General features: G+C 69.5%; 16 protein-coding genes. 9 read left to right on the top strand and 7 right to left on the bottom strand.

Annotation, left to right across the window (positions count from 1 at the left end; genetic code table 11):
• Positions 1–24 precede the first annotated feature (24 nt).
• A complete protein-coding gene (locus tag IFJ75_RS00395; protein ID WP_207870608.1) occupies positions 25–345 on the top strand; it encodes a hypothetical protein in 321 nt (106 codons plus the stop codon).
• 8 nt (positions 346–353) lie between these two features.
• On the opposite strand, the gene IFJ75_RS00390 is transcribed toward IFJ75_RS00395, so the two are convergent.
• The 6 genes from IFJ75_RS00390 to IFJ75_RS00365 all read right to left on the bottom strand — a co-directional run bounded on the left by IFJ75_RS00390 (position 354) and on the right by IFJ75_RS00365 (position 3,997).
• Positions 354–992: a DUF4126 domain-containing protein gene (locus tag IFJ75_RS00390; RefSeq protein WP_207870607.1), complete on the bottom strand. Its 639-nt coding sequence runs from the start codon at positions 990–992 to the stop codon at positions 354–356.
• 2 nt (positions 993–994) lie between these two features.
• Entirely contained in the window at positions 995–1,282 is a 288-nt protein-coding gene (locus IFJ75_RS00385) for a GNAT family N-acetyltransferase (RefSeq protein WP_207870606.1), read from the bottom strand.
• A 140-nt stretch (positions 1,283–1,422) separates the two neighbouring features.
• A complete protein-coding gene (locus IFJ75_RS00380; protein WP_207870605.1) occupies positions 1,423–1,809 on the bottom strand; it encodes a hypothetical protein in 387 nt (128 codons plus the stop codon).
• 18 nt (positions 1,810–1,827) lie between these two features.
• Complete coding sequence (locus IFJ75_RS00375; RefSeq protein ID WP_225896924.1) at positions 1,828–2,712, bottom strand: DUF4870 family protein; 885 nt, start codon at positions 2,710–2,712, stop codon at positions 1,828–1,830.
• A 125-nt stretch (positions 2,713–2,837) separates the two neighbouring features.
• Positions 2,838–3,239 carry a dihydroneopterin aldolase gene (folB, locus tag IFJ75_RS00370; protein ID WP_207870604.1) on the bottom strand — a complete coding sequence of 134 codons (402 nt, stop codon included), beginning with the start codon at positions 3,237–3,239 and terminating at the stop codon, positions 2,838–2,840.
• Positions 3,236–3,997, bottom strand: coding sequence for an SDR family oxidoreductase (locus IFJ75_RS00365; RefSeq protein ID WP_207870603.1), 762 nt, complete (start codon positions 3,995–3,997; stop codon positions 3,236–3,238). The genes folB and IFJ75_RS00365 overlap by 4 nt, the downstream gene beginning before the upstream one ends.
• 285 nt (positions 3,998–4,282) lie before the next feature.
• Here IFJ75_RS00365 and IFJ75_RS00360 point away from each other — a divergent pair, with 285 nt between their 5' ends.
• The 5 genes from IFJ75_RS00360 to IFJ75_RS00340 are packed head-to-tail and all read left to right on the top strand — an operon-like array spanning position 4,283 to position 7,558.
• Positions 4,283–5,116, top strand: a complete 834-nt coding sequence (locus IFJ75_RS00360; RefSeq protein ID WP_207870602.1) for a sulfotransferase family protein — start codon at positions 4,283–4,285, stop codon at positions 5,114–5,116.
• Positions 5,117–5,148: 32 nt separating this feature from the next.
• Positions 5,149–5,628 (top strand): NUDIX domain-containing protein, encoded by a 480-nt coding sequence (locus IFJ75_RS00355; protein ID WP_207870601.1) that lies wholly within the window; start codon positions 5,149–5,151, stop codon positions 5,626–5,628.
• Between the two features lie 52 nt (positions 5,629–5,680).
• A complete protein-coding gene (locus tag IFJ75_RS00350) occupies positions 5,681–6,523 on the top strand; it encodes an alpha/beta hydrolase (protein ID WP_225896923.1) in 843 nt (280 codons plus the stop codon).
• A 44-nt stretch (positions 6,524–6,567) separates the two neighbouring features.
• Complete coding sequence (locus IFJ75_RS00345) at positions 6,568–7,017, top strand: DMT family transporter (protein ID WP_207870599.1); 450 nt, start codon at positions 6,568–6,570, stop codon at positions 7,015–7,017.
• Positions 7,018–7,069: 52 nt separating this feature from the next.
• On the top strand, positions 7,070–7,558 hold the full coding sequence (locus IFJ75_RS00340) for a VOC family protein (protein WP_225896922.1): 489 nt from the start codon (positions 7,070–7,072) through the stop codon (positions 7,556–7,558).
• Between the two features lie 2 nt (positions 7,559–7,560).
• Here the strand turns inward: IFJ75_RS00340 and amaB are convergent, their stop codons facing one another.
• Positions 7,561–9,060: an L-piperidine-6-carboxylate dehydrogenase gene (gene amaB, locus IFJ75_RS00335; protein WP_207870598.1), complete on the bottom strand. Its 1,500-nt coding sequence runs from the start codon at positions 9,058–9,060 to the stop codon at positions 7,561–7,563.
• Positions 9,061–9,182: 122 nt separating this feature from the next.
• Between amaB and IFJ75_RS00330 the strand changes: the two genes are divergently transcribed.
• From IFJ75_RS00330 to IFJ75_RS00320, 3 genes are all read left to right on the top strand, one after another.
• A complete protein-coding gene (locus IFJ75_RS00330; protein ID WP_207870597.1) occupies positions 9,183–9,596 on the top strand; it encodes a CBS domain-containing protein in 414 nt (137 codons plus the stop codon).
• 97 nt (positions 9,597–9,693) lie between these two features.
• Positions 9,694–10,266, top strand: a complete 573-nt coding sequence (locus IFJ75_RS00325) for a hypothetical protein (RefSeq protein WP_207870596.1) — start codon at positions 9,694–9,696, stop codon at positions 10,264–10,266.
• Positions 10,267–10,392: 126 nt separating this feature from the next.
• A complete protein-coding gene (locus IFJ75_RS00320; protein ID WP_207870595.1) occupies positions 10,393–12,846 on the top strand; it encodes a PAS domain-containing sensor histidine kinase in 2,454 nt (817 codons plus the stop codon).
• The last annotated feature ends 1 nt before the right edge of the window (position 12,847 follow it).

The following is a 12,847-nucleotide window of genomic DNA, read 5'->3' as shown; positions in this document are numbered from 1 at the left end:
CCTTCAGCTGAGGGAACCAAATCCATGCCGACCGCCAAGTCCAAACCGCCCGCCACGCCCAATCTGCGTCTCGTCGAGGCCGAAAGCGCCATCTACGAAATGATGCGAACGCCGGAGACGACCGCCGAACGGGTCAAGCGCCTCCAGACCGAGGCCCGCGCCCTGGCGCTCGAACAGGTCGAGGCGTTCGAGAAAATCCTGATCCAGGCGGCCGAAATGGCCAAGGAGATCGCGGACGGCGGCGACGCCTATCCGGTCGGCGCGCGCGAGATCGCCTCGCGCCTGCACAGCGATCTTCCGGTCAAGGCCGAGACCATCCGGACCATCGTCGCCCGCACCCTCTAGGGTTCAGGTCAGCCTGCCCTGGCCGGTCGCTCTCGCAGGCGATTGGCCAGTCGAAACAGCAGGACGGCGAAGACGATCAGAACGACCGGGACGATCAGCGGCGCCAGGAAGGCGATCAGCACCATGCCGAAGCTCAGGACGTCCTCGATGACGGACAGCACCGGATTGCCCAGACCGCCGGTCGTCGCCGTCGAGGTCAGCCGGGTTCCGCCCTGGACCGCGTTGAAGGCGAAGGCCGTCGGCGCGCCGACGATGATCCCCGCTATCGCCGCCGTGGTGGGATCGAGCCCCGCAAAGACGCTCGCCGCAGCGATGGCGCCGGCGATCGGCCGGGTGAAGGCGCCCACGACGGTCAGGGCGTAATCGACGGCGGGGATCTTGTCGCCAGCGAACTCGACCACCGCCGCGACGCTCAGGGCGGCGATGGCCGGGAGCGAGCCGATCCAGGCCAGGTGCTCGTTCAGGGTGACGCCGAACAGGCCGAACCGCGCCGCCACGGCCAGCATCAGCAAGGGCAGAAAGGTCCTGAGCCCCGTCGCCGAGGCGAGACCCAGTCCCAGAAGGACCGGCAGCACCCAGGTCTGCAGCACGTCCGCAGCCGGGCCCAGTGCCGCGGGGCCGAGCGCGGCGGGATCAAGATGCGGCATGGTCAGGCCAGCACGTCGTCATAGTCGGGGTGGCGCTTGAACCAGATCACCGCATAGCTGCAGCGCGGCGCCAGTTTCAGACCCTCGGCGCGGGCGTGATCGGCCAGGCTCTGCATGAACTGGCCCGCCGCGCCTGAGCCGCGCAGTTCGGGTTCGGCCTCGACGTGCAGGATCGGCCGCCGGTCGCCCTGGATCGAATAGTCCGCCCAAACGACGCGCAGGGCGCCGTCGGGATCGGTGAAGCCCTGCTCGAACCTCTGCTCGGCGGGCACATCACGAAAGTCGGTCATGAAGGCGTTTCCCGGCGCTGTGCTTTGGTGGGCCAACCGCCGGGATGAGAGGGTGTTCCGGCGGCGCGACCAATCTTTTGCAATTGATGCGCGCCTGCAACGGCGCTGGCAACAGGGCGGTATCCGGTTACGGCGCCCGGCTACGGAGCCTTGTCGGACAGCAGGTTGATCAGGCCGAGGACCGCCTTCACCGTGAACCAGATGTGCAGGATGAACAGCAGCAGCAAGGCCAGGAGCAGGAAGGGAATCCCGATCAGGATCGTCGACAGCAGGGTGCTGATCGCGACCACGATCCACAGCCCCAAGGTCCACCAGAAGACCGACCAGAACAGGACGATCTGGGCCTCGATATGCGCGCGCGCCAGTCCGGTCGCCGTGCCTCGCCCGGCATAGGCGACGATCAGACCGACGATGACCAGCAGGTTCGCGCTGGGGATCGACAGGATGTAGAGGGCCCAGGCGATGATCGCCGCGGGCTTGCCTTCGGACTCATGGCCGCTGTCGAGGCGGGGTTGGGCGTCGGTCATCCTGTGGCGCTCCTTGCGTCAGATCATCCAGGTGCGGGGATTGGCGACCGGCTTGCCCGCCGCGAGGGTCATGATCCCCCAGGCGCCGCGCACAATCACCCACATGGCCATGGCAACGAGTACGAACACCCCAAGGTTCACCGCGATCAGCACGACGCCGACGGCGGCGGCGATGGCGGCGATCCAAAGGGTCCGGGTCTGGAACTCGAAATGGCTGCGCGCCAGCGGCTGTTCGGGCTTGGGCCGCATCCAGACCATCAGCAGGCCAATCACCGCCGCCACACCGAAGGTCGGCACCGCGAACAGGATCAGGGCGTAGATCGTATAGAGGCCCGTGGCGCCCTCAAGCGGCTCGCCGCCGGCGCCGCCTTTGGAGTCCGCGCGTCCGAACGTCGGCCTGCCGCCTGCGGCAGGCGTGGCACGGTTGAACACCGGGCTGTAGGCAGCAGGCGAAACGGTCTCGGCCGCCAGAGGGGTCTCGACCGCCCAGGACGAGGTCGGCTCCAGGATGGTGTCGTGCGCCTTGGGCTCGGCCTTCGGCGCGGTGAAGGCCGGGGCCAGGATCGGGGATTCCGGATCCGGGACGGGCGTGACCTCGGGCTCCGGCGCGGGCTCGGGTTCCGCAATCATCTCCGGTTCAGGCTCTGGCTCGGGTTTCCGAGCCGGACGCTCGGTTCCGACAAGCGAAGCCGGGCTGGTGAAGCCGATCAGGTCATCGTGGGCGTGTGGGTCTTCCTCCGGCTCGGGCGCGGGGCGGACCGGCGCGGCCCAGGTCGGGCGCTGGCTCGAGATGGGCGCGGGGGCAGGCTCGTCGCGGAACAGGTCGGCGTCCTCGGGGCCCTGCGACGCTCCGTCTTGCGGCGCGCCGTCCTGGGGCGAATGCGGATCGCCGGGTTCGGCCATCAAGAATCTCCGTTCAGGCGTCGGCGCCCATTGGCCGGTAGGCCCGGTCCTCATGAGCCGGACAATGGCGCTCGCCGAGCGTCAGCGCAACCGCTTCAAGGGGTTGGCCGCGAGGGAGTGAGGCCTCAGCGGATCCAGGTCAGTTCGCAGCCGGGCGCGACCGCACCCTGCAGGGCGCCCGGCTTCTCGACCCGCACCGTGGCCCGCCGCACGCGCCCATCCTGCAGACAGGCCAAGGCCAGACGTTCGGCGAAGCTCTCGACCAGACCTATATGGCCTTCGGCGGCGATGTCGCGCGCGGCCTGGGCGATGGTCTCATAGTTGATGGTGTCCGACAGACGTTCGACCGCATGCGGCCCCATCTCCAGGGTCACGTCGATGACCAGGGTCTGCAGACGCCCCTGCTCGTGGTCATAGACCCCGATGCCCGCCTCGATGGTCAGGCCGCGCACGAAGACGGTCAGGCCCTCGCGCCGGATCGAATCGGTCGAGGGGAAGGCGGCGACGCCAGACAGCTCAGCGCTCATTGGGGGTACTCGGATTCGAGGATGTCGGGGGTCTGCCAGGCCAGGTGCTGGCCGCCGTCGACGGCGATCATCTGGCCGGTGACCATCTCGGCCTGAACCAGCCAGACCACGGCGGCGGCGACGGCCTCGGGGCTGCCGGGCTTCTGCAGCAGGGTGCCGGCGGCCTCGGCGGCGAAGTCGGCTTCGGACTGATGGATCGAGGGCAGGGTCGGGCCGGGGCCGACGCCGTTGACCCGGATGCGCGGCGCCAGGGCCTGGGCCAGGGTCCGCGTCGCCCACCACAGGCCGTTGCGCGACAGGGCGTAGGAGAAGAAGCGGGGGTCCGGCTTGAGCACCCGCTGGTCCAGCAGATTGACGATGACCGCCCCGTCCGGGGCCTGTTCGGCGAAGGCTTCGGCCAACACCACGGGGGCGCGCAGATTGGTGTCGAGGTGCCGGTCCCAGGTCTCGCGCGACAGGCCGCCGACGGCGTCGTTCTCGAACACGGAGGCGTTGTTGACCAGAACGGAGAGGGCGCCGAGTTCGGCTGCGGCGGCGGGGATCAGTCCGCGCACCTGATCCTCGTCGGTCAGATCGGCCTTCAGGATGACGGCGTGGCGGCCCACGGCGCGCACCGCCTCGGCGACAGCCTCGGCCTCTTCGGGATCGCTGCGATAATGGACGGCGACGTCATGGCCGGCCTCGGCCAGCGCCAGGCAGATGGCCCGGCCGATACGCTTGCCGCCACCCGTGACGAGGGCGGCGCGGGCCTTAGTCAACCCGACCGAACTCGATGAAGTTGATGACGCCCAGAAGGACGACGAAGCCGAGAATGATGCCGAGAGCCAGCATGGAAATGCTCCTGTTCAGATCGGGTGATACCGGGCCGGACGCGAGGGTTCAAGCCGCAGACCGGCGCCCGATGAAGACATGCACCGACCGCCCTCCGGCCGCTTCTGGGCTTCGGCGTGTTACAACGGCGTTATCTGAAGATCGAACTCAGGCCGAACTGACCGTGCAGGAAGGCTCCATCCGAGGCCCCGCGCCTCGCCGTGGAGAGCCCCATGACGATCAATCGCACGCCCGATGAGGTCCCTCTCGATGCGGCCCGTCGCATCCACATCACCGGCGCGCCGCGCAGCGGGACCACCCTGCTGCACGTCCTTTTCCTCGCCTGTTTCGAGATCGACGGCGGGGTGAAGGAGGAGCTGCGTCTGCGTCGGCCTGCGCCGCGCGATCGCAAGATCGTCTGCACCAAATGTCCGGACGAGGTGGCCTTCACCGCCGCCATGCTGAACCTCGATCCCCGGCTGCACGCCGTCTACGTGGCCCGCGATCCGCGCGATGTGATCACCAGTGAGCATGGCCGCTGGCCGGGGCGTTACTTCACCAATCTGCGCGTCTGGCGACGCAGCGCCCGGGCGGCGGAGAAGGCGCGCGGCAAGGAGCGTTTCCACATCGTCGACTATCACCGCCTGGTCACCGAGCCGGACGCGGTCCAGGCCGGGCTGATGGCGGCCATGCCCTTCCTGACGCTGACGCATCCCTTCTCGCGCTATCACGAGGTGGTCAGCGACCCGAGCGCGGAATGGGCGCCGGCGATGCGGTCGATCCGGCCGGTGACGCCCGAGAGCCTGGGCGCCTGGCGGCTGAAGCCCGAGCGGATCAAGGGCCAGATCGCGCGGCACGGCGACATGACCGGGGAGCTGATCGCCCTGGGCTATGAGTGCGACCGTCACTGGCTGACGGCTCTCAGACCGGTCGAGGCCGATCTGACGCCCAGCATCCATCCGGAGCGTCTGGGCCTGCGCCGGACGATCAGCGAACGCCTGCCCCGGGTCCGCGACGCTGTCCTCTATCTGACCCGCAACGCCCTGCCGATGGCGGCCGCCCGCTAGGAGACACAAGTCGGCCGTGCCATGGTCGCCCCATGTCCAGAAAGCCGTGGCGCGCTGTCGTCGAGCCTTATACCCGCCCGCTGTTCTTCGCCTTTTCGCGCCTGACGCGCGGCATGACCCTGGGGGTGCGCGGCGTCGCCATCGACGGCGAGGGGCGGGTCCTGCTGGTCAAGCACACCTATGTCATGGGCTGGTGGCTGCCCGGCGGCGGGGTCGACAAGGGCGAGACGACGCAACAGGCCGTGGTGCGCGAGATGCGCGAGGAGGCCGGATTGATCGCCACAGTCCCGCCGCGCCTGCTGTCGCTCCATTCAAACGAGGCCTACTTCCCCGGCGACCATGTCGCGGTCTTCGCCATCGACGCCTTCACCCTGGAGGATCGCACCAGCCACGGAGAGATCGCCGAGATCGGCTGGTTCACCCCCGACGCCCTGCCCGAGGACGCGCACCGTTCGACCAAGGCGCGGCTGGCGGAAATCTTCGGCGGCGTGAGCCCGACCGAGAGCTGGTGACGGAATCCTGCGCCTGGTCACGTTGAACCCGCAGGGGCTCATGGAGACGACCATGCCGATATTCGACCGCCGCCGCCTGATCGCCTTTTCGCTGGCCGGGGCCGCCTTGGTCGCCGCCACGCCGGGCCTGACCCGCCAGAGCGCGCCCAGGGCCCAGTCCTACGGGGCCGATCCGCTGCAGAGCTATGACCTCTATCCGGGACCGGCGACCGGGCCCGTCCTGATGTTCGTGCACGGCGGGGGCTGGAAGCGGGGCGAGAACTCCATGGTCAACGCCCTGCCCGACTATGCCCGGCGTCACGGCCTGACCCTGGCCTCGACCAGCTACCGGCTCGTGCCCGACGTCGGCGCGCGGGAAGAGGCGCAGGATGTCGCCGCCGCCATCGCCGACCTGCACCGCCGCCTGCCCGGCCGTGCGATCTTCGTACTGGGCCATTCGGCGGGCGCCCATCTGGCGGCCCTGGTCGGCGTCGACCCGGTCTATCTGGGCGCCCATGGCCTGAAGCCGTCCGATCTCGGTGGCGTGATCCTTCTGGACGGCGCCGGATACGACGCCACCGGCCCGCGAGGACGCGGCATCGTCGGTAGGGCCCTGGACGAGATGTACGACAACGCCTTTGGTCCCGAGGGCAGCCCCGGCCGCGCCGAACTGTCCCCGACCCTGCGCGTGCGGTCGGGGCAGACGTATCCGCCCTTCCTGATCTTCCACGTCGCCAGCCGCGCCGATTCTGCGGCCCAGAGCCAGGCGCTCGCCACCGTCCTGATCCGGGCCGGGGGCCGGGCCGAGGTCATCGCCGCCCCGGGCGAGACCCATATGACCATCAACCGCAGCTTCGGCGTCGCCGACGATCCCGAGGGTGAACGCGGCGCCCGGTTTATCGCCGAACATTCCTGAAGAGCCCCCTGCCCGTTCGCGAAACGGCGTGTTAGCTCAAGGGCATGAGTTTCAACTCCGCCATGATCCTGCTGGCCATCATCATCGCCGGGGGCGCGACCGCGCTACAGGCGCCGACCAACGCCCGGCTGGCCGTGGCCCTCGCCTCGCCCGTCAATGCCGCCTTCATGTCCTTCGCGATCGGGACCGTGGCGCTGGGCCTTCTGGCGGCCGTGCTCCACACCAAGGCGGACCTTGCGGCGGCGAAGGCCCTGCCGGCCTGGGCTTGGTTCGGCGGCCTGTACGGCTGCGTCTTCGTGATCACCGCCGCCTGGGGCGTGCCGCGTCTGGGCGCCGCCCTGACCATCACCCTGATGGTCGCCGGCCAGCTGCTGCTCAGCCTCGTGCTTGACCATTTTGGCGCCCTGGGCGTGCCCCGCCATCCGATCGGCATCGGTCGTCTGGCGGGGGTGGCGCTGGTGTTCATCGGCGTGGTGATGGTCCGCCGGTTCTGAACCGAACCGGTCGTCGGGGTTTCAATACGGCATCAGATCAGGGAGCCCAGAAATGCCCATGCTCAGCAAGATCGCCCCGTCCTTCTGGTTCGTGAAAGAGGCCGAGGAGGCCGCAAACCTCTATGTCTCCGCCTTTCCGGACTCGCGCATCGACCGGGTCTGGACGCTGGAGGTCGAGACGCCCAGCGGCCCGCCGGGGTCGGTGAAGGTGGTCGAGTTTACCCTGGCCGGTCAGTCGTTCACGGCCATGGACGCCGGCAAGCTGGACGACTTCAACCACGCAATCTCCTTCACCGTGAACTGCGCGGATCAGGCCGAGATCGACCACTACTGGGACGCGCTTCAAGCCGGCGGCGGCTCGCCCGAGCAGTGCGGCTGGCTGAAGGACCGGTTCGGCGTCTGCTGGCAGATCGTACCGGTCGCCCTCAATGAGATGCAGTCCTCCAGCGACCGCGCCGCCGCCGGGCGAACGGCCGTGGCCATGCTGAAGATGGTCAAGCTGGATCTGGCCAAGCTCCAGGCCGCCTACGACGGAGCCTAGCCTCAGACGTCGAACTTCACGCCCTGGGCCAGAGGCAGGTCGGCGGAGAAATTCACCGTCTGGGTCTGGCGGCGCATATAGGCCTTCCAGGCGTCCGAACCGCTCTCCCGCCCGCCGCCGGTTTCCTTCTCGCCGCCGAAGGCCCCGCCGATCTCGGCGCCCGACGGGCCGATGTTGACGTTGGCGATGCCGCAGTCCGACCCCCAGGCCGAGAGGAAGGCCTCCGCCTCGCGCACGCTGTCGGTGAAGACGCAGGAGCTCAGGCCCTGCGGCACGGCGTTCTGAAGCTCGACCGCCTGATCGAAGTCGCTCCACGTCAGGACGTAGAGGATCGGCGCGAAGGTCTCGTGCTCGACCACCGCCGTCTGGGCCGGCATACGGACGATGGCGGGCGTGACATAGGTTCCCTCAGCCTCAACGCGGGTCCCGCCGACGAGGACTTGCCCGCCTTGGGTCACGGCGTCGGACAGCGCCGTCTCGAAGCCCGTCACCGCCGCTTCATCGATCAGCGGACCGACCAGCACGCCGTCCTTGCGCGGATCGCCGACCGGCAGGGTCGCATAGGCCTTTACAAGGCGGGCGGTCAGGGCCTCGGCGACGCTCTCATGCACGATCAGCCGGCGCAGGCTGGTGCAGCGCTGGCCCGCGGTGCCGACCGCGGAGAAGGCGATGGCGCGCACGGCCATCTCCAGATCGGCGCTGGGGGTGACGATCATGGCATTGTTGCCGCCCAGCTCCAGCAGGGAGCGGCCGAGACGGCCCGCCACGGTCCGGGCCACGGCCTTGCCCATCCGGGTAGAACCGGTGGCGGAGACGAGGGGCGCGCGCGGATCGGCCGACAGGGCTTCGCCAATCTCGCGGCCGCCGATCAGGAGCTGGCTCAGGCCCTCGGGGGCGTCGCCGAAGCGGGCGACCGCCCGTTCGAACACCGCCTGCACGCCGAGCGCGGTCAGGGGGGTCTTCTCCGACGGCTTCCAAATCACGGGATCGCCGCAGACCAGGGCGAGGGCCGCGTTCCAGGCCCAGACGGCGATGGGGAAGTTGAAGGCGGTGACCACGGCGACCGGACCCAGCGGCTGCCAGGTCTCGCGCATATGGTGGCCGGGCCGTTCGCTTGGCAGGGTCAGGCCGTAGAGCTGGCGCGACAGGCCGACGGCGAAGTCGCAGATGTCGATCATCTCCTGTGCCTCGCCGAGGCCCTCCGACACGATCTTGCCGGCCTCGAGCGTGACCAGCATGGCCAGATCGGTCTTGGCGGCGCGCAACTCCTCGCCCAGCAGGCGGACCAGTTCGCCCCGGCGCGGCGCGGGCACGCGGCGCCAGGCCTTGAAGGCCTCCACCGAGCGCGCCACGGCCGCCTCGACCTGATCGGGCGTCGCCTGAACCAGAGACCCGGCGCTCGAGCCGTCGATCGGCGAACGGGTCGGCAGATCTCCGGTCCACACGGCGTCGGAAACGCCGAGGCGGGTCAGGATGGCTTTGGCGTCTGCGGCGGCGGTCATGAGGTCTCTCCGTAAGGCCGACGCCCTTACCCTTCGCGCGGCGGCCAGGAAAGCGGAATGGGGAAAGCGGAACCGGCCTTCATCCCCGGGGTTCTGTCGCGGTCAGCAGAAGGAAGTCCCCGATGAAGATCCGCGATGTGATGAGCAAGGACGTTCAGGTCGCCCGCCCCGGCGATACGATCCAGGACGTGGCCGCCCGTATGACCTCGGGCGATTTCGGCTTCATTCCCGTCGCCGACGGCGAGCGACTGGTGGGGACGGTGACCGATCGCGACATCGCGGTGCGCGCCGTGGCCAAGGGGCTGGGCCCGGCGACCCCGGTCTCGGAAGTCATGACCACCGAGGTGGTGACGGCCCTGGACACCGCCGACCTGAAGACCGCACTCGACGCCATGGGCGGCGACAAGATCCGCCGCCTGCCGGTGGTCGACAAGCATGAGCGGCTGGTGGGAGTGGTGTCGCTGGGCGATCTCTCGACCCGGGTGAAGGAGAAATACGCGGGCGAGACGCTGGAGACGATCTCCCAGCCAGGCTGAGCGGGCCGGGTAAGGTTCACGGCGCCTTCACCCTTTTCGGAAACCGCGTGTCAAGCGGTGGGACCTCATCCTGTCCGCTGGATATCGGAGGACTCCCATGGCGCGCGCACAATTCCAGAAGGGCCAGAAGGTCTGGGTCGAATGCGTGGGGGCCTGGGCCCACATCGAAAAGGTCCAGCCGGTCTGGGCCAAGGGCTTCGACGAGCCCGTCCGGGTCACCTATGAAATCGGCCTCGGCCGCGAGTTCCTCGCGCACGAACTGCTGCTGCCCGTCGAGGACGAGGCCAGTGAAGAGCTCGGCGACTGGCGTCTACTGCGCGCCCGCAACAAGTGGCAGCTGGCCGAGGACACGCCGCACCACCCGTTCCCGGGCACCTATCCGGTGGTCGTCACCGATCCCGCCGACTGGGGCGGCTGGCGCGTGCCGGGGGCCGAATACGACCGCGACCCCGACCGGATCGAGTTCCAGGCCCGGCTGATCGCCGCCGCGCCGCGCCTTATGTCCCTGGCCCAGTCGCTGATCGACGCCGTGGCGGAAAGCCCCGACGACGCCCCCTCCGAGAGCATCGCCCTGGCGCGTCAGGCCCGCGACATTCTCAAGAGCGTCACCGACGTGCTCGCCACCCCGCCCGAAACTGTTGCGCCAAAGATTCGCGCACAGGCGGCGTGAGACTACGTATTAACCATAGCTCGACAGGATTCCGCGACGCAGCCTAGATTCCAGACTTCGTCGAATCGCTTCGCGCCAAGCAGACCCGGGGTCGCTGACGCAAGCCTTTAAGTCCGGGAGAGCGCCTTGCGGGGCAATGAGCGCCGCATTCAGGGACCGGGCCGCCGATCATCGGATCAGGGCGGCGGACGTGCGGCCAGCCGCACCCGGGTCCTGCTTCTGGGCCTCACCCTCGTCATCGCCGCCTATGTCCTGCTGATCGCGCGCCAGACCGCGCGGCCCGAGCGCGAGGCCGACGCCCTGCGCATCGCCGGCCAGCAGCAGGACGCCGAACTGTTCGCCGCGCGGATGGACGGTCGGATCGCCTCCGCCCGGGCCGGCCTGACCATCGGCGCCGCGGCCCTCGCCGCCCGCGCCGACCGCCCGCTGGACGCCGCCGAGGCCGCCCGCGCCGCCGCCCCTGACACCGCCTTCGCCGTCGTCTCGGCGGCCGGCGCCGTTCAGGCCGCCAGCGGCGCCCCGGCCGAGAGCTTCGCGGAACCCTTGGCCGCCGGCGCCCATGCGCCCGCGCTTCGCCTCGGGGCAGACCGTCGCGCCGTCCTGACCGGCAAGCCCGCCGGAACGATGCGGATCGTCGCCCGTATCCCGCTGCCCGCTCCGTCGCAGGTCGGGACCGGAGGAGGCCTTTATCTGTCGACGCCCGAGGACGATGCGGCCTCGGCGACCCCGGGCGCGCCCATCCCCGCCCTGAACCACGCAGCCCTGAAGGCGGCGACCGCCCCGATCACGGCGACGCCTGCCGGCGGCACGCCGCTCAGCCTCGTCGCCGCCCCCGTCGGGACGACCGGCTTGCTGGCCGTCGCGGCCCAGCCGGTGTCGTCCGGCGGCGGCCTGCTGGGCGACGTCTGGGTCCTGCTGGCTCCGCTCGGCCTGGGCGTCCTGGTCGGCGGCCTGATGATGGTCCAGGGCTGGCGGCAGAGCCGGGCCACCCGAGACTGGGCCGAGACCGAGCACCGCTTCCGCGTCGCCGTCGAGGCCGCCCGTTGCGGTGTTTGGGAATGGGACCTGGAGGCCGAGGAGGTCACCCTGTCCGACTATATGGCCACCCTGCTGGGTCTGCCCGAGGGCGGCGTCGTCCCGGCCGCGACCGTGCTGGGCCGGGTCCATCCCAAATATCGCGAACTGGTCGAACATGCCCTGCGTCAGGCCGCGACCTTCGGCGCCTTCGAGACCACCTTCCCTGTCACCGGCGCCAACAGCACCATCCGCTGGATCGACGCCCGGGGTCAGGCCCGGGGCGAGCGTGACGAAGGCGGCTTCATCAACATCCTCGGCGTCGCCCTCGATATCACCGAGGCCCGCCGCGCCAAGGCCCAGGCCCAGTCTGCCGAAAGCCGCCTTCGCGACGGCATCGAGAGCGTGTCGGACGCCTTCTCCCTGTTCGATCGCCACGGCCGGCTGATCCTGTGCAACCAGGCCTTCTCCGACGCCTTCGGCCTGGCCCCCGAGGCGGTGCGCCGCGGGGCGATGAAGGACGAGCTGAACCGCATCGCCGCCCTGGCCATCAAGGCCGACCACCCGTCCGCAGAACTGGGAGCCGGGATGCGCGAGGTCGAGATGCACGACGGCCGCTGGCTGCGTCTGGCGGAGCGTTACACCTCCGACGGCGGCACCGTGGTCACCGCCACCGACCTGACCCAGATCAAGAAGCAGGAAGCCGAGACCCAGCGCGCCGCCGACAGTCTGCGGCTGATGGTCGACCAGCTGGAGTCGAGCCAGGAGAAGCTCAGCCTTCTGGCGCGCAAATACGAAATCGCCATGACCCGGGCCGAGGCCGCCAACCAGGCCAAGTCCGAGTTCCTCGCCAATATGAGCCACGAGCTTCGCACCCCGCTGAACGCCATCAACGGCTTTTCGGAAATCATGGCCGGCGAGATGTTCGGCCCGGTCGGCGACGCGCGGTACAAGGGCTATGCCTCCGACATCCTGCGCTCGGGCCAGCATCTGCTCAGCCTGATCAACGACATCCTCGACATGGCCAAGATCGAGGCCGGCAAGATGACGCTGCACTATGAGAAGGTGTCGCTGAAGGAGGTCTGCGAGGACGCCATCCGCCTGATGCGCGGCAAGGCCGAGGACTCCGGCCTGGTCCTGGCGCTCGAGGCCCAGGACCTGCCCGACATCGACGCCGACCAGCGCGGCCTGAAGCAGGTCATGCTGAACCTCATCTCGAACGCGGTGAAGTTCACGCCCGAGGGCGGGTCGATCACCGTCTCGGTGGCCCAACACGGCGCGGGCCGTCAGCGGGTCGCGGTCGCCGACACCGGCATCGGCATCGCGGCCGAGGACCTGGGCCGCCTGGCCCGCCCGTTCGAACAGGTCGAGGGCCAGCACTCCAAGACGACGCAGGGGACCGGCCTGGGCCTGGCCCTGACCAAGTCGCTGATCGAGATGCACCACGGCGTCATGGCCATGGACAGCGAGCCGGGCGCCGGCACCGTGGTCAGCTTCGATCTGCCGGAAGCCCGCCCGACCGAGGCCGAAACGGATCAGTCCCACGCCCAGGCACGGGCGGCCTGAA

It is taken from the genome of Brevundimonas goettingensis (genome assembly GCF_017487405.1).
GTDB classification, from domain to species: Bacteria; Pseudomonadota; Alphaproteobacteria; order Caulobacterales; family Caulobacteraceae; genus Brevundimonas; species Brevundimonas goettingensis.
Note: the sequence above shows the minus strand (reverse complement) of the source record. Positions and strands in the feature narration are given on the sequence as shown.

Coding starts and splice junctions, on each gene's coding strand:
- folB (WP_207870604.1), bottom strand. CDS start 3,239: ATGAGCGCTGAGCTGTCTGGCGTCGCCGCCTTCCCCTCGACCGATTCG.
- IFJ75_RS00355 (WP_207870601.1), top strand. CDS start 5,149: ATGTCCAGAAAGCCGTGGCGCGCTGTCGTCGAGCCTTATACCCGCCCG.
- IFJ75_RS00395 (WP_207870608.1), top strand. CDS start 25: ATGCCGACCGCCAAGTCCAAACCGCCCGCCACGCCCAATCTGCGTCTC.
- IFJ75_RS00375 (WP_225896924.1), bottom strand. CDS start 2,712: ATGGCCGAACCCGGCGATCCGCATTCGCCCCAGGACGGCGCGCCGCAA.
- IFJ75_RS00345 (WP_207870599.1), top strand. CDS start 6,568: ATGAGTTTCAACTCCGCCATGATCCTGCTGGCCATCATCATCGCCGGG.
- IFJ75_RS00360 (WP_207870602.1), top strand. CDS start 4,283: ATGACGATCAATCGCACGCCCGATGAGGTCCCTCTCGATGCGGCCCGT.
- IFJ75_RS00350 (WP_225896923.1), top strand. CDS start 5,681: ATGCCGATATTCGACCGCCGCCGCCTGATCGCCTTTTCGCTGGCCGGG.
- IFJ75_RS00390 (WP_207870607.1), bottom strand. CDS start 992: ATGCCGCATCTTGATCCCGCCGCGCTCGGCCCCGCGGCACTGGGCCCG.
- amaB (WP_207870598.1), bottom strand. CDS start 9,060: ATGACCGCCGCCGCAGACGCCAAAGCCATCCTGACCCGCCTCGGCGTT.
- IFJ75_RS00380 (WP_207870605.1), bottom strand. CDS start 1,809: ATGACCGACGCCCAACCCCGCCTCGACAGCGGCCATGAGTCCGAAGGC.
- IFJ75_RS00385 (WP_207870606.1), bottom strand. CDS start 1,282: ATGACCGACTTTCGTGATGTGCCCGCCGAGCAGAGGTTCGAGCAGGGC.
- IFJ75_RS00325 (WP_207870596.1), top strand. CDS start 9,694: ATGGCGCGCGCACAATTCCAGAAGGGCCAGAAGGTCTGGGTCGAATGC.
- IFJ75_RS00340 (WP_225896922.1), top strand. CDS start 7,070: ATGCCCATGCTCAGCAAGATCGCCCCGTCCTTCTGGTTCGTGAAAGAG.
- IFJ75_RS00330 (WP_207870597.1), top strand. CDS start 9,183: ATGAAGATCCGCGATGTGATGAGCAAGGACGTTCAGGTCGCCCGCCCC.